The following is an 18547-nucleotide window of genomic DNA, read 5'->3' on the forward strand; positions in this document are numbered from 1 at the left end:
GGTCAGCGCGCCGCGCGGCTGCGTGGGCCCGACCGGGTCCACGCAGCCGTCGTCCGGGTGAGCAGGCTCGCGGCGGCCGCGACGCACAGCACCAGGACCAGCTGGGAGGTCACCGCCAGGCCGCCGGCCAGCACGATGCCGACCAGCGTGACCAGCCCGAGGGCGGTGCTCGCGGCCAGGCCGGTCCACCGGGCCCAGCTCCGGCCCCGGGCCAGGAAGCCCGCCGCCACGGCCATCGCCAGCCCGAAGACCACGGACTGGGCGAGGTTGGCCCGCGCTGCCTGCTCCGCGTCGGACCGCGACGATCCGGACCGCCCGTCGGCGAGGGCGTCGACCACGGCGTCCCAGGCCGCGGCGGTGACCACCGCGCTCAGCAGGAGCAGCACCGCCAGTCCGGCGAGCACGCCGACCGCCACCCGCGCCGACACCGGCATCGCCGGACCCGCGCCGGCGGGATCGCTCGGGGACCGGGGCGACAGGCGGGCGTTCACCGCGCCAGGGTGGCACGCCGGACGACGCCCGTCGCGGATCCTCACGGTCGGCGGGGCAACGGGATGCCATGCTCGTCGGCCAATGGCACCGATCGCCGGTGCGCACGGTGCCGCCCGCGGCCCCCGGAGCAGGAGGAGACCCCCGTGAAGGCCGCCCGGCTGTCCCGCGCCACCGTCCGCCTCGCCGTCGGCGCGGCCGTCCCGGTCCTGCTGGCCGGCCTGACCGCGTGCAGCTCCACCGAGGGCGCCGACATCGTGAGCGCGAGCGGCGGCAGCACGTCGAGCGCGTCGTCGACCGCCGCCCCGACGCCGGCGGCACCGGTGGCCCAGGGGCCGATCGGGGCCGGCTGTGCCCTCTTCCCCGCCGCGGGGCCCGGCAGCGCCGGCGCGATCGCCGGCGTGCCGGTGGGGATCGCGGTCAGCACGGTGCCGCAGCTGAGCACGCTGACCCAGGCGATCATCGCGGCCAACCTCGTCGACGTGGTCAACACCCGCGAGGACGTGACGGTGCTGGCCCCCTCCGACGCCGCCTTCGCGGCGCTGGGCCCCGCGGCGGTCCCCGGGCTGCTGGCCGACGTCCCGCGGCTGACGACGCTGCTCACCCACCACGTCGTCCCCGGCCGGTTGACGCCGGACCAGCTCGTCGGCGAGCACACCACGCTCAACGGGGACTCGGTCACCGTTGCCGGCCCGGCCGGCAGCCCCACGCTCACCGCGGACCAGACGGTCCCCGCCGCCGCGGCCGCCACCGTCGTCTGCGGCGACGTGCCGACGGCGAACGCCACCCTCTACGTCATCGACCAGGTGCTCGCCCCGGCCGGCTGAGGGCGGACATTAAGGTCCTGACCATGGACGCTGCCCCGGCACACCCCGATCGCGACCGGCTGCGCGAGCTGATCGTCTCCCTCGCCGTGGTGCACGGGAAGGTGACGCTGTCCTCGGGCCGGGAGGCCGACTGGTACATCGACATGCGCCGGCTGACGCTGCACCACGAGGGCGCCCCACTGGTGGGCCGGGTGATGCGGCAGCTCACCGGCGACCTGCGCTACGACGTGGTCGGCGGCCTCACCCTCGGCGCGGACCCGGTCGCCACCGCGATGCTGCACGCCGCCTCCGACGGAGCCGGTTTCCTGGACGCCTGCGTGGTGCGCAAGGAGGGCAAGGCCCACGGGCTGCAGCGCCGGATCGAGGGCCCGGACGTCGACGGCCGCGTGGTGCTCGTCGTGGAGGACGTCTCGACCACCGGCGGCAGCCCGCTGGCGGCGGCCGAGGCGCTGCAGGAGGCCGGCGCGGAGGTGGTCGCGATCGCCGTCATCGTCGACCGCGGCGGCCGGGCCGCGGTCGAGGCCGCTGGCTACGAGTACCGGGCAGCGTTCGACCTCGCCGACCTCGACCTCGCATAGGCGGCCTCGTCCAGAGGCTCGCCCCGAGCCTGCGAGGGGTGAGGAGGACGTGGTCCTTCAGGCCTTGCGGTTGGTGCGGCGGGCGCGGAGCAGCTCGATGGCGACCGGGACCACCGAGAGGACCACGATCAGGATGGCGAACGCCTCGATGTGCTCCCGGATGACGTCGACCTGGCCGAGCCAGTGGCCCAGCGCGGTGATGCCGCCGGCCCAGGCGATGCCGCCGATCACCGAGTAGAGCGCGAAGACCCGGAAGTCCATCCGCGAGGCGCCGGCCATGACCGTGGCGAAGGTCCGCACGATCGGCACGAAGCGGGCCAGCACGACGGTGCGGGCGCCGTACCGCTGGAAGAAGCCGTGCGCCTGTTCGACGTACTCCGCCTTGAACAGGCGTGAGTTGGGCCGGCTGAACACCGCCGGTCCGGCTCGATGGCCGATCCAGTAGCCCACCAGGTTGCCGGCGATCGCGACGAGCGGCAGCAGGACCAGCAGGACCCACAACGGCGCCAGGGTCACCCCGGCCAGCCCGCCGGCCGAGACCAGCCCGGCGGTGAAGAGCAGCGAGTCACCGGGCAGGAAGAACCCGACCAGCAGCCCGGTCTCGGCGAAGATGATGAGCAGCAGGCCGATCAACCCGAAGGTGTTCAGCAGGTGCGTGGTGTCCAGGAAGGCCGGAGCCGCTTCGATCGCCATCGGGACGAACCGTACGTGCCCGGGCTGGCACCGGGCCGTCAGCGATGGGGTGCCGGTGACGCGCGGGACGTAACGTGACGGGGGTGACCGCTCTCGCGACGACGTGGGTCCGCGAGCTCCAGGACGCCCTGGGCCCGGACAGCGTGCTCACCGATCCCGACGTAACCGTCGCCTACGCGCGGGACCAGGCGATGCTGGTCGAGGCCGGGCTCCCGGCCGCGGTCGCGCTGCCGCGCAGCACCGAGGAGGTGTCCGCGGTGCTGCGGCTCGCCTCCCGGCACGGGGTGCCGGTGGTGCCCCGCGGCGCCGGCTCGGGCCTGGTCGGCGCGGCCAACGCCATCGACGGCGGGATCACCCTGGTGCTGACCCGGATGGACGCCGTCCTGGAGGTCTCCGCGGCCGACCGGCTCGCCGTCGTCCAGCCCGGCGTGGTGAACAAGACCCTGCGTGACGCCGTCCGGGAGCACGGGCTGTTCTACCCACCGGACCCGGCCAGCTACGACTGGTGCACCCTCGGCGGCAACCTGGCCATGAACTCCGGCGGGCTGTGCTGCGTCAAGTACGGCGTCACCACCGACTACGTGCTCGGCCTGGAGGTCGTCCTGGCCGACGGCCGGGTGCTGCGCACCGGCCGGCGCACGGTCAAGGGGGTGGCCGGCTACGACCTGGCCCGGCTGTTCGTCGGCTCCGAGGGCACGCTCGGGGTCATCACCGAGGCCACCCTGGCGCTGCGGCCGGCGCCGCAGCCGCCGGTCACCCTGGTCGCCAGCTTCGGCACCAGTGCCCAGACCGGCCAGGTCGTCGAGCAGGTGGTCACCAGCGGGCTGGTGCCCAGCATGCTCGAGGTGATGGACCGCACCTGCATCCGCGCCGTCGACGACCTGATGAAGGCCGACCTGGACCGGGACGCCGCCGCGCTGCTGCTGGCCCAGTCCGACAGCGGGGGCTCGGTCGCCGCCGCCGAGATCGCCGCACTGACCCGGCTCTGCGAGGCCGCCGGCGCGGACTTCGTGCACTCGACCGACGACCCCGCCGAGGGCGACCTGCTGATGACGGCCCGGCGGATGGCGCTGCCGGCGCTGGAGCGGCTGGGCAGCAGCCTGCTGCTCGACGACGTCGCCGTCCCCCGGTCGCGGGTGGCCACCTTCATCGACGGCTGCGAGGGCATCGCCGCCACCGCGGGCCTGGTGGTCGGCGTCGTCGGCCACGCCGGTGACGGCAACATGCACCCCACCGTCGTCTTCGACGGGGGAGATCCCGACCAGACCACCCGGGCCTACGCCGCGTTCGACGCCATCCTCGAGCTGGGGCTGTCCCTCGGCGGCACCATCACCGGCGAGCACGGTGTCGGGGCGCTCAAGGCCGACTGGCTGGAGCGGGAGATCGGCCCGGTGTCGCTGTCGGTGCACCAGGCGGTCAAGCAGGCGCTGGACCCGGCCGGGATCCTCAACCCGGGGAAGATGTTCCGCTCGGTCTCCGTGGCCGACGTCGCCGCGGTCGGGCGGCTGACCGGGGCCTGACCGGACCGGCAGGTGACAGGCTGCCCCGCATGAGCGGACGGCGGAAGCGGCTGGTGGTCATCGGCGGGGACGCCGCAGGGTTGTCCGCCGCGGCACAGGCGCGGCGGTTGCGACCGGCGACCGAGCTGGAGGTCCTCGTGCTGGAGCAGGGTCCGGACGCGTCCTACTCCGCGTGCGGCATCCCCTACTGGGTCGGTGACCTGGTCCCTGACCGGGATGCGCTGATCGCCCGGTCGCCGGCCCAGTTCGCCGCCCAGGACATCGAGGTGCGGACCGGCACGCGCGTCGCGGAGATCGACCTGGACGCCGGCACGGTCGGCACCGACGGCGGCGACCGGTTCGGCTACGACCACCTCGTGGTCGCCACCGGTGGGCGCCCGCCGCGGCCGCCCGTCCCCGGGCTGGACGCCGACGGCGTGTACGGGGTGCACCGGCTGGCCGACGGCGCCGACATCCGGGCCGCTCTCGCCGCCGGTGCCCGCCGCGCCGTCGTCCTCGGCGGGGGCTACATCGGGCTGGAGATGGCCGAGGTGCTGCTGCACCGCGGGCTGTCGGTGACCGTCGTGCTCGCCGACCCGCTGCCGATGGCCCAGCTCGACCCCGACATGGGCGAGCGGGTGTGCAAGGCCATGGGCGACCTGGGCATCGACGTGCAGAACGACCAACCGGTGCGCGAGATCGAGGTGGACGCCGACGGTGTGGCCCGCGCCGTCCGCACCGATGCCGGCAGCTACCCGGCCGACCTGGTGGTGCTCGGGCTGGGGATGGGCCCGGAGGTGGAGCTGGCCCGCGCCGCGGGGCTGCAGCTGGGGACCACGGGCGCGATCGACGTCGACCGGACCCAGCGCAGCCGCTCCCACCCGGAGGTCTTCGCCGCCGGCGACTGCGCGCAGACGTTCTCCCGGCTCACCGGTGAGCCCGTGCACGTCGCGCTCGGCACCCACGCCAACAAGCAGGGCCGGGTGGCCGGTTCGGTCATCGGCGGGCAGGCGGCCCGGTTCGCCGGCGTCCTGGGCACCGCCGTGACCAGGGTCGGCGACCTGGAGATCGGGCTCACCGGGCTGAACACCGCCGACGCGGCGCGGGCCGGCTACGACGTCCGCGCCGAGACCATCGAGGCGACGACGAGGGCCGGGTACTTCCCGGGCGCCGAGCCGATCACCGTGAAGGTGCTCACCGAGCGTGGTTCCGGGGTGCTGATCGGCGCGCAGGTCGTCGGCGGGCCGGGCAGCGCCAAGCGGGTCGACGTCCTGGCGACGGCGATCTGGGCGGGGCTGACCGCCGAGGAGCTGGCCGGCAGCGACCTGTCCTACGCCCCGCCGTTCTCCCCGACCTACGACCCGGTGCTCGTCGCCGCCCGCGTGGTCAGCCGCACCGAGCAGGGTTGAGCCCGTCACCGCCGCGGACGGACTCCACTAGGGTCAGGGCATGCCGATCGCGACTCCCGAGGTCTACGCCGACATGATCAACCGGGCGAAGGAGGGCGGCTTCGCCTACCCGGCGATCAACTGCACCTCGTCCGAGACGATCAACGCCGCACTGCGCGGCTTCGCCGACGCCGGCAGCGACGGCATCATCCAGTTCTCCACCGGCGGTGCGGAGTTCGGCTCCGGCACCCGGGTCAAGGACATGGTCACCGGGGCCGTGGCGCTCGCCGAGTTCGCCCACGTGGTCGCCGAGCGCTACCCGGTCCAGGTCGCGCTGCACACCGACCACTGCCCGAAGGACAAGCTCGACAGCTACGTGCGCCCGCTGATCGCCATCTCCCAGGACCGCGTGGACGCCGGCCAGGAGCCGCTGTTCCAGTCGCACATGTGGGACGGCTCGGCGATCGAGCTGACCGAGAACCTGGAGATCGCCCAGGAGCTCATCGCCAAGTGCGCCGCGGCGAAGATCGTGCTCGAGCTGGAGATCGGCGTCGTCGGCGGCGAGGAGGACGGCGTCGCCCACGAGATCAACGAGAAGCTCTACACCGCGGACGGCGACTTCGTGCGCACCGCGGAGGCGCTCGGGCTCGGCGAGAAGGGCGTCTACCTGCTGGCGGCCACCTTCGGCAACGTGCACGGCGTCTACAAGCCCGGCAACGTGAAGCTCCGCCCCGACGTGCTGCAGCGCGGTCAGTCCGTGGTCGCCGAGCAGCTGGGCCTGGGCGCGGACGCCAAGCCGTTCAACCTGGTGTTCCACGGCGGGTCCGGGTCGGACCTGGCCGACATCCGCGAGGCCATCTCCTACGGCGTGGTGAAGATGAACGTCGACACCGACACCCAGTACGCGCTGACCCGGTCCATCGCCGGGCACATGTTCCGCAACTATGACGGCGTGCTGAAGGTCGACGGCGAGGTCGGCGTCAAGAAGCAGTACGACCCGCGCACGTACATGAAGGAGGCCGAGGGCAGCATGGCCGACCGGGTCGTCCGGGCCTGCGAGGACCTGCTGTCCGCCGGCCAGTCGCAGGCGGGCTGACATGACGCACTCGCACAACCTCCTCGGTGAGCCCCCGGCCACCCTGCTCCCGGTCGATCCCGGCACCGCCGCGCTGGCCTCGGGCACCGACCCGGCCGAGGTGGCCGCCGCGCACCCGACGTCGAGTGCCGCCTGGGCGGCGCTGGCCGAGGCCGCGCTCGGCGCCGGCCGCACCATCGAGGCCTACGCCTACGCCCGCACCGGCTACCACCGCGGGCTGGACGCGCTGCGGCGCAACGGCTGGAAGGGCTTCGGCCCGGTGCCGTGGTCGCACGAGCCCAACCGTGGCTTCCTGCGCTGCGTCACCGTGCTCGCGCAGGCCGCGGAGCGGATCGGCGAGGCCGACGAGCACGACCGGTGCACCCAGCTGCTGCGCGACTGCGACCCGTCCCTGGCGGCTTGATCGGCTCTGAGATGCCGATGACCGCGGATCACTAGCTTCGCTCCACCGGCGCCACCGCGGCGCCTCACGTGGAAGGGGCTCACCATGGACGCGGCGACCCTGCTCTGGATCCTGGCCGTCATCCTCGTCATCGCCGGCATCTTCGCCCTGCTGCGCAGGCAGATCCTGTGGGGCATCGTGCTGATCGTCGTCGGACTGCTGGTCGGGCCCGGCGGGGTGAGCTTCTTCGACGTCTGAACGACGGCCCACCCCGCACGCGCTCAGCGGTCGGGGTGGGCCGTTCGCAGCTGCTCGCCGAGCCGGGTCAGCTCGTCGCCACCGGCGACCAGCCGGGTCAGGTCGTCGACGTCGACGTCGGCCCGGGTGAGGTCACCGGCGACCCGGCCGCCGCCCAGCAGCAGGAACCGGTCGCCCACGAGGTGGGCGTACTGCGGGTTGTGCGTCACGAACAGCACGGCCAGCCCGGAGCCGCGGGCGGTGACGACCGACTGCAGCACGAGCGCCCGCTGCGCGATGGTCATCGGCGCGGTCGGCTCGTCGACGACCAGCACCCGGGCGCCGAAGTGCAGTGCCCGGGCGATCGCCAGGCACTGCCGCTCGCCGGCCTGCAGCGCACTGGCCGGCTGGCCGGGGTCCAACCCGGGAACGCCGACCCGGGCCATCGCCTGCGAGACGATCTCCTCGGCCCGGCCGACGTCCAGCCGGCGGAGCGGCCACGTGCCCCGGGTCGGCTCGGCACCCAGCCAGAAGTTGCGCCAGACCGACATCAGCGGGGCGATCGCCAGGTCCTGCCAGACGGTGGCGATCCCGCGGCTGCGGGCCTGCTGGGGTGACCGGAAGCGCACCGGCCGCCCGTCGACGCGCAGCTCGCCCTCCGCGGGCCGCAGCAGCCCGGAGACGAGGGCGACCAGCGAGGACTTGCCCGAGCCGTTCTCGCCCAGCACGCAGGTGACCTCGCCCGCGCGCAGGGCCAGCGACACCCGGGACAGGGCGGGGACGCTGCCGAAGCGCACCGTGACCGCGCGCAGCTCCAGCACCGGCGGGGTGCGACCCTCCGCCGTCCCGTCGGCCCCGTCGGTGCCCAGCGCGGTGCTCACGACCGGGGCACCGCCCGCAGCCGGCGGCGGACGACGCCGTTGGCCAGCAGGGCGACCAGCAGCATCAGGCCGAGGAACGCCTGGAACCAGCGCGGGTCCCAGCCGGCCAGCGAGATCCCCGCCCGGGCGATCGCGTAGACCAGCGCGCCGAGCGAGGCGCCGACCGTCGACCCGTACCCACCGGTCAGCAGGCAGCCGCCGATGACCGCGACGACGATGAACTCGATCTCCGAGCCGAGCGCCGGGTCGACCTGCACACCCGCCAGCCGGACCAGGCCCAGCGTGCCGATCAGCCAGCCGGCGGCCGCGGTGCCCAGGAACAGCAGCACGGTGGTGCGCTGGACCGGGACGCCGAGCTCGCGGGCCGCCCGCGGCGCGCCGCCGGTGCCGAAGACCGCGTTGCCGAACCGGGTGCGCCAGAGCAGCCAGGTGGTGAGCGCGGTCGCCACCAGCCACCACACCAGCGAGATGCGGAACCGCCCGTCGCCCAGCTGGAGGGTCGACCCGAACACCGCGACCGCCGACTCCCAGCCGGGCGCCCCGGCCAGACCGGAGACCCGGGAGGAGCCGGCGATGGCCGCCGCGAGTGCCAAGGAGCTGCCCTGCAGCACCAGGAAGGTGGCCAGCGTGACCAGGAAGCTGGGCAGCCCGGTGGTCACCACCAGCAGGCCGTTGACGGCGCCGACCAGCAGGGCGACGACGAGCGACAGCAGCAGGGCCGGCCAGGTGCCCAGTCCCGTCTCGGTGACCAGCAGGGCGGTGACCAGGCTGGTGGTCACCGCGACCACCCCGATCGACAGGTCGAACTGCCCGGCGACCAGCAGCAGGGCCACGGCCACCCCGCCGATGCCCAGCGGCGCCGCGATGTCCAGGATCGAGGCCACCCCGCCCGTGCTGAGCAGGTCGGGCGCCTGCAGGGTGAAGAAGAGGCCCACCGACAGGACGCCGAGCAGGGCACCGATGCTCGGCCGGGCCAGCAGGCGGTCGTACAGCCGGCGTCCGGCCGACCGGGGCACGGCGTGTGCCGCGGGCGCGAAGGGCGCCAGCCGCTCAGGGCTCACCGGCAGCACGCCCGGCAGCGGGCGGACGGGCGACGGGACGACGACAGCGAGGCCTCCTCGGGCGCGCGGGGGTGCCCTCCAGTGTCCACGCGCCCCGCTGGCCCCGTTGCGGGGTCCCGCCGCGAGCCCGGTGACGTGCTGGAGCGGCCCCGTTGCAGGGTCCCGCCGCGAGCCTGCGAGTGGTGGGGGGGCAACGGGGTCCTTCATCAGGGACGCAGCCGCCACCGGACCCGGTCGTCGGCGTACCAGGTCCACCTGGTCACCTCGCGGTCGAACGGCACGCCGTCCCGGAGGACCTGCACCGGCTCGGAGGCGATCTGCAGCGCGCGGCCGGTGGTGCGCTGCACCGGGCGCAGCGGCAGCGACACCACCGCGACCGAGATCCGGTCGACCGCCGTCCAGTCCGGGCGCACGTCGATCCGGGTGATGGGGCCGTCGGCCACCCGGGTGGCGTCGGCGTAGGCCTGCGCCCCGAACCGGCGGCCGAGCACCGGGCGCTGCCCTCCGAGGGCGGTCACCCGGCCCGCCGCCAGCAGCACCCCGCCGTGGTCGTCACGGACCAGCGGGAGCTCTCGTTCCGCCCCGGTGCCCAGGCCCAGGGCGCGGGCCAGCCCCCGCGAGGCGGCGTCGTCGGCGGGCTCCCAGCCCACCGGGACCGAGGGCAGCCGCTCGGTGCGCCACAGCCGGTTGAGGACGGCGGCCAGGGCCTGCACCGGCCCCTGGACGACGACCTCGTCGACCCCGTCGACCACCGAGGCCACGTGCCGCTTCGACGGCCCCTGGCCCGGTGCCAGGCCGCGCAGGTCGAACTGTCGTGCGGGCATGCCGATACCCTGCCATCTGGCCCGCCGGGAACGACCGGTGTCGATGGACGAGGAGATCGCAGCGATGCCGGCAGTCGTGCTGATCGGTGCCCAGTGGGGCGACGAGGGCAAGGGCAAGGCGACCGACCTGCTGGGCGGCCGCGTGCCCTACGTGGTGCGCTACCAGGGCGGCAACAACGCCGGCCACACGGTGATCACCCCGGACGGCGAGCGGTACGCCCTGCACCTGATCCCGTCGGGGATCCTGACGCCGGGCTGCACGCCGGTCATCGGCAACGGCGTGGTCATCGACCCCGAGGTGCTGATCGGCGAGCTGGCCGGCCTCGAGGAGCGCGGCGTGGACACCTCGCGCCTGGTCATCTCCGCCGACGCGCACCTGATCATGCCGCACCACCGGGCCCTGGACCGGGTCACCGAGCGCTTCCTCGGCCAGCGGAAGATCGGCACCACCGGCCGCGGCATCGGCCCCGCCTACGGGGACAAGGTGGCCCGCAACGGCATCCGGGTCGCCGACCTGCTCGACCTCTCCATCCTCCGGCAGAAGCTCGAGGGCACGCTGATGGAGAAGAACCAGGTCCTGGTCAAGGTCTACAACCGCAAGGCGATCGACGTCGACGAGGTGGTCGAGGAGTACGCGGCCTACGCCGAGGCGCTCAAGCCGCGGATCGTCGACACCCGGCTGATGCTGGGCAAGGCGCTGGACGCGGGGGAGTGGGTGCTCCTCGAGGGCTCCCAGGGCACGCTGCTGGACGTCGACCACGGCACGTACCCCTTCGTGACGTCGTCCAACCCGACCGCCGGTGGCGCGGCCGTGGGCGCCGGCGTCGGCCCGACCCGCATCGAGCGGGTGGTCGGCATCCTCAAGGCCTACACGACCCGCGTCGGCTCCGGGCCCTTCCCGACCGAGCTCCACGACCAGTGGGGTGAGTACCTCCGCAAGCAGGGCGGCGAGGTCGGTGTGACCACCGGCCGCGACCGGCGCTGCGGCTGGTTCGACGCCGTCGTCGCCCGCTACGCCAGCCGGGTCAACGGCATCACCGACTACTTCCTGACCAAGCTCGACGTCCTCTCCGGCCTGGAGACGGTGCCGATCTGCGTGGCCTACGACGTCGATGGCGTCCGGCACGACGAGATGCCGATGACCCAGACCGAGTTCCACCACGCCACGCCGGTCTACGAGGAGATGCCCGGCTGGTTCGAGGACATCTCGGCCTGCCGCCGCTTCGAGGACCTGCCGGCCAACGCGCAGGCCTACGTCCGGCGCCTCGAGGAGCTCTCCGGCGCCCGGGTCAGCGTGATCGGCGTCGGCCCCGGCCGCGACGAGAACGTCGTCCTGCACGATCTGATCTGACGACGAGATCTGCGTTCTCGGCGTCTCCCGTCAGGGGAGCGCCCGGGAACGCAGATCTCGCTCCGACGGCCCCGCTCAGACGCGGGGGCGGATGGGGGCCATGGCCTCGGCGGTGAGCTCGGCGCGGGCGCGGTGCGCGGTCTCCGGGGCGTCGGTGATCACGCTGTCCACGCCGAGGGCCAGCAGCAGCCGGGCCTCGGTCTGCGCGTCGCCGAGGCCGCTCGGGTCGCTGCCGCGGCGCAGGTGGCTGGGCAGGAAGAGGTTCTCCGGCCGCAGCGTCCACGGCTCGACGGTCAGCCCCGCCCGGTGCGCCTGGGTGATGAGGTCGGAGACGCCGACGAGCGTGCCGTCGGCGCCGTGGAGCAGGATCCGGCCCTTGTGCGGGGAGATCCCGTCGGCGTACGTGGAGATCTCGCGCAGCCCGGCGGGGGTCACCAGGGCGTCCTGGATCCCCTCCTCCTCGATCAGCTGCACCAGCCGGGTGCCGTGCGTGCCGAGGGCCCGGCGGAGATCCCGCAGGGCCTGCGGCTCGAACGCCATGACGACCACCGGCCCGTCGGCGCGCCGGGCGTCCAGCCGGCCCAGCTCCGCGGTCAGCAGCTCGGTCATCGGCAGGCCCTGGGCGTCGAACCACGCCGGGTGCTTCAGCTCGGCCTGCAGCCGGACCCGCCGCGTGGCCGTGGACCGGCTCCGCACCAGCGCGACGACCTCGGCGAGGGTGAGCACGCCGTACCGGCCGTCGTAGGCGGTGTTCAGCGGCCGGACGCCGGGCATCCGCTCGACCGCGCCCAGGGTGCGCAGCTCGGCGAGGGTGAAGTCCTCGGAGAACCAGCCGGTGAGCTCCTCGCCGTCCACCTCCTGGGTGCGCCGGCGGTCGGCGAACTCCGGGTGCGCGGCGACGTCGGTGGAGCGGGACAGCTCGTTCTCGTGACGGGCGACGAGGACGCCGTCGCGGGTCACCACGAAGTCGGCCTCGATGAGGTCGGCGCCCAGGTCGATGGCCAGCTCGTAGCTGGCGCGGGTGTGCTCGGGTCGGTAGCTCGGTGCCCCCCGGTGACCGATGACGAGCGGCGTGCGCTCGCGGCGTGGCGCGTCGACGGCCTTCAGGCCGGTCTCGTGCATGCCTCCAGGGAAGCCCAACTCCATGTCATCGGGGAGAACGCGCGCCGACGCGCGGTGGACAATTGAGAGGACGGCCCGCTCACCTGCGGTCCACCATCGTCGGTGTGACGCATCTCGCACCCCTCGGCTGGGCCGCCGACCGCGCGTCGGACGTGCCCGACGGCACGCGTGTCGCCCGGGTCGTCCGGGTCGACCGCGGTCTGCTCACCGTGCTCACCGCCTCCGGTGAGGAGCGGGTCCACCCGGGCGGCGGTCTGCACGACGGGTCGAGCCCGGCGGTCGGTGACTGGGTGGCGCTGCGCGGGGAGCTCGCGGTCCGCGTGCTGCCCCGCCGGACGGCGTTCGTCCGCACCGCCGCGGGCCGCGGGTCGGCGCCGCAGGTGGTCGCGGCCAACGTCGACGTCGTGCTGGTGGTCGACGCCCTGGTCGGGGCCGCCCGGCTGCGCCGCATCGAGCGGTACCTCGCGGTGGCCTGGGCCAGCGGGGCGACGCCGGTCGTCGTCCTCACCAAGGCCGACCTGTGCCCGGACGTCCCGGCGGCGCTGGCCGCCGTCGCGGAGGACTCCGTCGGGGTCGACGTGCTGGCCGTCAGCGCGGTCAGCGGTGCGGGGCTCGCCGAGCTGCGCGCGCGGGTCCGTCCCGGGTGCACCGCGGCGATGGTCGGTCCCTCGGGGGTGGGCAAGTCCAGCCTGGTCAACGCGCTGGCCGGCCGGCCGGTGGCGGCGACCGCCGGGATCCGGGAGGACGGCCGCGGCCGGCACACGACCACCGCCCGGGAGCTGCACCGGCTGCCCGGCGGCGGCCTGCTCATCGACACCCCGGGCATGCGCGAGCTGGCGCTGCCCGGCGCCGAGGGGCTGGACACCACCTACGCCGACGTCGCCGACTGGGCGCAGGAGTGCCGGTTCCGCGACTGCGCGCACCGCACCGAGCCCGGTTGCGCGGTCGCCGCCGCGATCGACCGCGGTGAGCTCGACCCGGCCCGGTTCACCGCCTGGCGGAAGCTGCAGGCCGAGGCACGCCGGCAGGAGCTGCGGGCCGACGCCCGGGCGCGGGCGGAGGAGCACGCCCGGGTGCGTGCGTTCAGCCGTGAGCTGCGGGCACACCCGGGCAGGCCCAGCCGCCGGGATCGGTAGTTTCCCTGTCGTGCGCGTCCTCGTGATCGGCTCCGGTGCCCGGGAGCACGCCCTGTGCGTGGCTCTGCAGTCCGACCCCGCGGTCACCGCGCTGGCCTGCGGCCCCGGCAACGCCGGCACCGCGGTGATCGCCCAGCCCTTCGTCCTCGACGTCGGCGACCCGGTCGCGGTGGCCGCGCTGGCCACCGAGTGGCTCGCCGACCTCGTCGTCATCGGCCCGGAGGTGCCGCTGGTCGCCGGTGCCGCCGACGCCGTCCGGGACGCCGGCATCGCCTGCTTCGGTCCGTCCCAGCAGGCCGCCCAGCTCGAGGGGTCGAAGGCGTTCGCCAAGCACGTCATGACCGCGGCCGGTGTGCCGACCGCCGGGTTCTGGGCGGTCGGTGGTCCGGCCGAGCTGGAGACCGCGCTGGACGAGGCGGGCGCCCCCTACGTCGTGAAGGACGACGGCCTGGCGGCCGGCAAGGGCGTGCTGGTCACCACCGACCGGGCCGCTGCCCTCGCGCACGGGCGCGCCCTGCTGGACGCGGGTCACCCGGTGCTGATCGAGGAGTTCCTCGACGGTCCGGAGGTGTCGCTGTTCGCCCTGTCGGACGGGACGACGGTCGTGCCGCTGCTGCCCGCGCAGGACCACAAGCGCCGGGACGACGGCGACGAGGGCCCGAACACCGGCGGCATGGGCGCCTACGCCCCGCTGCCCTGGGCGCCGGAGGGGCTGGTCGAGGAGGTGCTGGCCACCGTCCTGCAGCCGACGGTGGACGAGATGGCCCGCCGCGGCGAGCCGTTCAGCGGGCTGCTCTACGCCGGCCTGGCGCTGACGTCCTCCGGCGTGCGGGTGGTGGAGTTCAACGCCCGCTTCGGCGACCCGGAGACCGAGGTGGTGCTGCCGCTGCTGGAGACCCCGCTGGCGGCGTTGCTGCACGCCGCGGCCACCGGGACGCTGGCGGAGCAGCCGCCGCTGCGCTGGCGGGACGGCGCCGCGGTGACCGTCGTCGTCGCCGCGTCGGGGTACCCGCAGCGCCCGCGGCTCGGCGACCCGGTGACCGGCGCCGACGCCGAGGGGGTGCTGCACGCGGGCACCGTCGTCGGTCCGGATGGGCTGGTGCACGCGGCCGGGGGCCGGGTGCTGGCGGTCACCGCCGTCGGTGCCGACCTCGCCGACGCGCGGCAGACCGCCTACGAGCGGCTCGCCGGCATCCGGCTGGCCGGGGCGCACTGGCGCACCGACATCGCGCTGGCCGCCGTCGAGGGGCGGATCATCCTGCCGTGACCATCCGGCGGGCACGCCGGGTCTCCGGTTGCGGCGGCCTCGGCCCCTCGTGCCGGCGGGACAGGTAGGTGCCGGCGACGTTGGCGCAGGCGATCACCGGCACGGCGATGAGCGCACCGAAGATGCCTCCGATCAGCAGCCCGCCCGCGATGCCCAGCACCACGGCCAGCGGGTGCACCGACACCGCCCGCCCGAGCAGCAGCGGCTGCAGCACGTGGGCCTCGAGCTGCATGACCAGCACGATGATCCCGAGCGCGACCAGCGCCCGCACCGGCCCCACCGCGACCAGGGTGACCAGCACCGACACCGTGCCGGCCAGGAACGACCCGATGATCGGGATGAAGGCGCCGAGGAAGACCAGCGCCGCCAGCGGCACGACCAGCGGGGTGCCGAGGAACAGCAGGCCGACGCCGATGAACACCGCGTCGAAGACGGCCACCGCGACCGTGGCCCGCACGTAGGAGATCAGGGTGCGCCAGGAGCGGCGGGCCGCCTCGTCGACGTAGGCCTGCGAGTTGGCCGGGGCCAGGCCGACGATCCAGAGCCAGATGTGCCGGCCGTCCATCAGGAAGAAGAAGAGCGTGAACAGGGTGAGCAGCAGGCCGGTGGCGACCTCCCCGACGGTGGCCGCGGTGCTCAGCGCGCCCGAGGTGAGCAGGCTCTGGTTGTCCCGCACGGACTTGGTGACGCTGTCGATCGCGTCGCTGATCTGACCGTCGTTGATCGGGAAGGTCCGGGTCACGTAGGACTGGACCTGGCTGACGCCCTCCTCGACCTGGGAGGCCAGGTCGTCGTAGCCGGCCGCGAACTCCTCGACCACCAGGGTGACGATGCCGGCCACGACGCCCAGCCCGACGACCAGCATCGCCAGCGCCGCCAGCGACCGCGGCCAGCCCCGGTGGCGGAGGAACGCCGCCCCGGGCTGGAGCAGCGCGGCCAGCAGCAGCGCCACCAGCACCGGCACGATGACCACCGCGAGGTACCCGGCGGCCCGCAGCACCAGGTAGAGGGCGGCGATGACCGCGATCGCCCGCCAGGACCAGGCCGCGGCGATCCGCAGGCCGGTGGGCACGTCCTGCTCGGCCGGTCGGGGGGAGTCCGGGCCCAGCAGGCTGCCCCGGCTGCGGTCACGACCCCGCGTCGGGGGCGGGCCGCCGGGTGGGGGAGGCCCGCTGACCCCGCCCGGGACGTCGAGGTCCGGGGCGTCGGGGTGCGGGCTGCCCGGGGCGGGCCCGCCGTCGCCGTGGGGTGCCGTGTCGGCCGGTGCGGCAGCTGCCGGGGCCGGCTCCTCGACGTGCCCGACGACGGCGCGGGTGCCGTCGGCCAGCACCAGCACGGTGCCCTCGGGCCAGGCGTGCGGGTCGTGCTCACGGGCGACCCGGATGCGCTCCCGTGCCCGCGCAACCAGGTGCCCGGGCCGTAGCGACATCGTCGTCCTCCGAGGTGATGGGAGCTCGCACGGGGCTGTGCGAGAGGATGGAGCCGTGGCGCGACGAGCTGACCGGTCCGAAGCGGTACCCGCATGATCGACAGGTACACCCTGCCGGAGATGGGCCGGGTCTGGAGCGATCAGCACAAGTACGAGTTGTGGTGCCGGGTCGAGACGCTGGTGCTGGAGGCCCACGCGGCCGCCGGGCGGGTGCCCGCCGACGTCGTCGAGCCGGTGCGCGACGCCCCGCCGCCGACCCCCGAGCGGGTGGCGGAGATCGAGGAGACGACGCAGCACGACGTCATCGCCTTCCTGACCGCCTGGGCCGACAACACCGAGCCCCGCTCGGCCGCGGCGTACGTGCACCACGGGATGACCAGCTCGGACCTGCTGGACACCGCCCTCGCCGTCCAGCTCACCGACGCCACCGACGTGCTGCTGGCCAAGGCCGACCGGCTGGTCGCCGCGTTGCGGGAGCACGGGCTGGCGCACCGGGCCACGATCAAGGTGGGGCGCACCCACGGCGTGCACGCCGAGCCCGACGTCTGGGGCCACCGGGTGGCCGACCTGGCGTTCGCCGCGGCGCGCTCCCGCGACCGGCTGCGACGCGCGCGGGAGGCGGTCGGGGTGGTCGCCATCTCCGGCGCCGTCGGCACCTACTCGCTCATCGACCCCTCGGTCGAGGGAACGGTCGCCGAGGCGCTGCAGCTGCGCGCCGCCGACGCCTCCACCCAAGTGGTGCTGCGGGACGGGATCAGCGAGTGGGTCTCCGCGCTGGCGATCATCGCGACCGTCTGCGAGGCGATCGCGCTGGAGGTGCGGCACGGGCAGCGCACCGAGGTGCGCGAGCTGTCCGAGGCGTTCGGCTCGGGCCAGAAGGGCTCGAGCGCGATGCCGCACAAGAAGAACCCGATCCGCTCCGAGCGGATCGCCGGGCTGGCCCGGGTGGTCCGCGCGGCGATCGTGCCGGTGATGGAGGGCATCCCGCTCTGGCACGAGCGGGACATCTCGCACTCCTCCACCGAGCGCGTCTTCCTGCCCGACGCCGCGATCACCACCGACTACCTGCTGGACCTGACCGCCGGCCTGGTCGAGAACCTGGTCGTGGACGCCGAGCGGATGCGGGCGAACCTGGAGTCCACCGGCGGGCTGATCTACACCTCCGCCGTCCTGCTGGAGCTGGTCGAGGCAGGGCTGGGCCGCGAGCAGTCCTACGCGCTGGTCCAGTCGGCCGCCATGCGCACCTGGCGGGACGGGACGCCGTTCCGCGAGACGCTGCGCGAGCGGGCGGCCGCCGACGGCGTGGCCCTCGACGAGGCCCGGCTGGACGAGATCTGCCGGCCGGAGCGCTACGTGGCCAACCTGGGCCCGCTGTTCGACCGGCTGGCCGCGCTGTCATGAGCCTGGACCTGCCCCTGGTGGCCCGCGGCAAGGTCCGCGAGGTCTACGCGGTCGATGGCGACCGGCTGCTGCTGGTCGCCAGCGACCGGATCTCCGCCTACGACCACGTGCTGCCGACCCCGATCCCGGACAAGGGCCGGGTGCTCACCGCGCTGTCGGTGTGGTGGTTCGAGCAGCTGGCGCCGGTGCTGGCCGAGCACGGCGCGGCGCACCACCTGATCAGCGCCGACGACGTCCCGGCCGAGGTCGCCGGGCGGGCGATGCTGGTCCGGCGGCTGGACATGCTGCCGGTCGAGTGCGTGGCCCGCGGCTACCTGTCCGGGTCCGGGACTTCTGCGTACCAGCGCACCGGCGCGATCGTCGACGTCCCGCTGCCGGCGGGTCTGGTGGAGGGCTCCCGGCTGCCCGAGCCGGTGTTCACGCCCTCGACCAAGGCCGAGGTGGGCGAGCACGACGAGGCGATCCCGTTCACCGGCGTGGTCGAGGCGGTCGGGGCCGAGCAGGCCGAGGCGCTGCGCGCGCTGACGCTCGCGCTGTACCGCCGCGGTGCGGAGATCGCCGAGGCCGCCGGGATCGTGCTGGCCGACACGAAGTTCGAGTTCGGGACGGCCGACGGTGGCCTGGTGCTCGGTGACGAGGTGCTGACCCCGGACTCGTCCCGGTTCTGGCCGGCGACCACCTGGTCACCGGGTGCTGCGCAGCCCTCCTACGACAAGCAGTTCGTCCGCGACTGGCTGACCATCTCCGGCTGGGACCGGGTGTCCCCGCCGCCGGAGCTGCCCGAGGACGTCGTCGCCGCCACCCGCGCCCGCTACGTGAAGGCCTACGAGCAGCTCACCGGCACGCCCTTCGGCTGAGCACACCGCGGCGCTCCGCACCGCACCGC

19 protein-coding genes are annotated in these 18547 nt (G+C 74.6%); 12 read left to right on the forward strand and 7 right to left on the reverse strand.

Annotation, left to right across the window (positions count from 1 at the left end; genetic code table 11):
• Positions 1–2: 2 nt before the first annotated feature.
• Positions 3–491 carry a hypothetical protein gene (locus FHL79_RS01895; RefSeq protein WP_138756937.1) on the reverse strand — a complete coding sequence of 163 codons (489 nt, stop codon included), beginning with the start codon at positions 489–491 and terminating at the stop codon, positions 3–5.
• A 144-nt stretch (positions 492–635) separates the two neighbouring features.
• Here FHL79_RS01895 and FHL79_RS01900 point away from each other — a divergent pair, with 144 nt between their 5' ends.
• Together FHL79_RS01900 and pyrE are read left to right on the forward strand one after the other, a co-directional pair.
• Positions 636–1316, forward strand: a complete 681-nt coding sequence (locus FHL79_RS01900; RefSeq protein ID WP_246080236.1) for a fasciclin domain-containing protein — start codon at positions 636–638, stop codon at positions 1314–1316.
• A gap of 23 nt (positions 1317–1339) precedes the next feature.
• Positions 1340–1894, forward strand: a complete 555-nt coding sequence (gene pyrE, locus FHL79_RS01905; protein WP_138756939.1) for an orotate phosphoribosyltransferase — start codon at positions 1340–1342, stop codon at positions 1892–1894.
• 57 nt (positions 1895–1951) lie between these two features.
• On the opposite strand, the gene FHL79_RS01910 is transcribed toward pyrE, so the two are convergent.
• Positions 1952–2587 (reverse strand): DedA family protein, encoded by a 636-nt coding sequence (locus FHL79_RS01910; RefSeq protein ID WP_138756940.1) that lies wholly within the window; start codon positions 2585–2587, stop codon positions 1952–1954.
• A gap of 83 nt (positions 2588–2670) precedes the next feature.
• Here FHL79_RS01910 and FHL79_RS01915 point away from each other — a divergent pair, with 83 nt between their 5' ends.
• From FHL79_RS01915 to FHL79_RS24900, 5 genes are all read left to right on the forward strand, one after another.
• A complete protein-coding gene (locus tag FHL79_RS01915) occupies positions 2671–4107 on the forward strand; it encodes an FAD-binding oxidoreductase (protein ID WP_246080237.1) in 1437 nt (478 codons plus the stop codon).
• Between the two features lie 29 nt (positions 4108–4136).
• The gene (locus FHL79_RS01920) at positions 4137–5495 is read left to right on the forward strand and encodes an FAD-dependent oxidoreductase (protein ID WP_138756942.1); all 1359 of its coding nucleotides are present in this window, start codon (positions 4137–4139) and stop codon (positions 5493–5495) included.
• Positions 5496–5535: 40 nt separating this feature from the next.
• On the forward strand, positions 5536–6570 hold the full coding sequence (gene fbaA / locus FHL79_RS01925) for a class II fructose-bisphosphate aldolase (RefSeq protein ID WP_138756943.1): 1035 nt from the start codon (positions 5536–5538) through the stop codon (positions 6568–6570).
• A gap of 1 nt (position 6571) precedes the next feature.
• Positions 6572–6973 (forward strand): DUF3151 domain-containing protein, encoded by a 402-nt coding sequence (locus FHL79_RS01930; protein ID WP_138756944.1) that lies wholly within the window; start codon positions 6572–6574, stop codon positions 6971–6973.
• A gap of 84 nt (positions 6974–7057) precedes the next feature.
• Complete coding sequence (locus FHL79_RS24900) at positions 7058–7210, forward strand: GPGG-motif small membrane protein (protein WP_171057958.1); 153 nt, start codon at positions 7058–7060, stop codon at positions 7208–7210.
• Between the two features lie 23 nt (positions 7211–7233).
• Here the strand turns inward: FHL79_RS24900 and FHL79_RS01935 are convergent, their stop codons facing one another.
• The 3 genes from FHL79_RS01935 to FHL79_RS01945 form a co-directional block, all read right to left on the reverse strand.
• Positions 7234–8070 carry an ATP-binding cassette domain-containing protein gene (locus tag FHL79_RS01935; protein ID WP_138756945.1) on the reverse strand — a complete coding sequence of 279 codons (837 nt, stop codon included), beginning with the start codon at positions 8068–8070 and terminating at the stop codon, positions 7234–7236.
• Entirely contained in the window at positions 8067–9131 is a 1065-nt protein-coding gene (locus FHL79_RS01940) for an ABC transporter permease (RefSeq protein WP_246080238.1), read from the reverse strand. The genes FHL79_RS01935 and FHL79_RS01940 overlap by 4 nt, the downstream gene beginning before the upstream one ends.
• A 206-nt stretch (positions 9132–9337) precedes the next feature.
• Entirely contained in the window at positions 9338–9955 is a 618-nt protein-coding gene (locus tag FHL79_RS01945; protein ID WP_138756947.1) for a hypothetical protein, read from the reverse strand.
• A 64-nt stretch (positions 9956–10019) separates the two neighbouring features.
• Here FHL79_RS01945 and FHL79_RS01950 point away from each other — a divergent pair, with 64 nt between their 5' ends.
• A complete protein-coding gene (locus FHL79_RS01950; protein ID WP_138756948.1) occupies positions 10020–11306 on the forward strand; it encodes an adenylosuccinate synthase in 1287 nt (428 codons plus the stop codon).
• A 75-nt stretch (positions 11307–11381) separates the two neighbouring features.
• On the opposite strand, the gene FHL79_RS01955 is transcribed toward FHL79_RS01950, so the two are convergent.
• Positions 11382–12428, reverse strand: a complete 1047-nt coding sequence (locus FHL79_RS01955) for a glycerophosphodiester phosphodiesterase family protein (protein WP_138756949.1) — start codon at positions 12426–12428, stop codon at positions 11382–11384.
• A gap of 104 nt (positions 12429–12532) precedes the next feature.
• Between FHL79_RS01955 and rsgA the strand changes: the two genes are divergently transcribed.
• Complete coding sequence (rsgA, locus tag FHL79_RS01960) at positions 12533–13564, forward strand: ribosome small subunit-dependent GTPase A (protein WP_246080240.1); 1032 nt, start codon at positions 12533–12535, stop codon at positions 13562–13564.
• A 10-nt stretch (positions 13565–13574) separates the two neighbouring features.
• The gene (purD, locus tag FHL79_RS01965; protein WP_138756951.1) at positions 13575–14831 is read left to right on the forward strand and encodes a phosphoribosylamine--glycine ligase; all 1257 of its coding nucleotides are present in this window, start codon (positions 13575–13577) and stop codon (positions 14829–14831) included.
• On the opposite strand, the gene FHL79_RS01970 is transcribed toward purD, so the two are convergent.
• Positions 14818–16260 carry an AI-2E family transporter gene (locus FHL79_RS01970; protein ID WP_138756952.1) on the reverse strand — a complete coding sequence of 481 codons (1443 nt, stop codon included), beginning with the start codon at positions 16258–16260 and terminating at the stop codon, positions 14818–14820. The genes purD and FHL79_RS01970 overlap by 14 nt on opposite strands.
• Positions 16261–16353: 93 nt before the next feature.
• Between FHL79_RS01970 and purB the strand changes: the two genes are divergently transcribed.
• Positions 16354–17661, forward strand: a complete 1308-nt coding sequence (purB, locus tag FHL79_RS01975) for an adenylosuccinate lyase (RefSeq protein ID WP_138756953.1) — start codon at positions 16354–16356, stop codon at positions 17659–17661.
• The gene (locus tag FHL79_RS01980; protein WP_138756954.1) at positions 17658–18518 is read left to right on the forward strand and encodes a phosphoribosylaminoimidazolesuccinocarboxamide synthase; all 861 of its coding nucleotides are present in this window, start codon (positions 17658–17660) and stop codon (positions 18516–18518) included. The genes purB and FHL79_RS01980 overlap by 4 nt, the downstream gene beginning before the upstream one ends.
• Positions 18519–18547: the final 29 nt, after the last annotated feature.

This window comes from Modestobacter altitudinis (genome assembly GCF_005930475.1).
GTDB lineage: Bacteria > Actinomycetota > Actinomycetes > Mycobacteriales > Geodermatophilaceae > Modestobacter > Modestobacter altitudinis.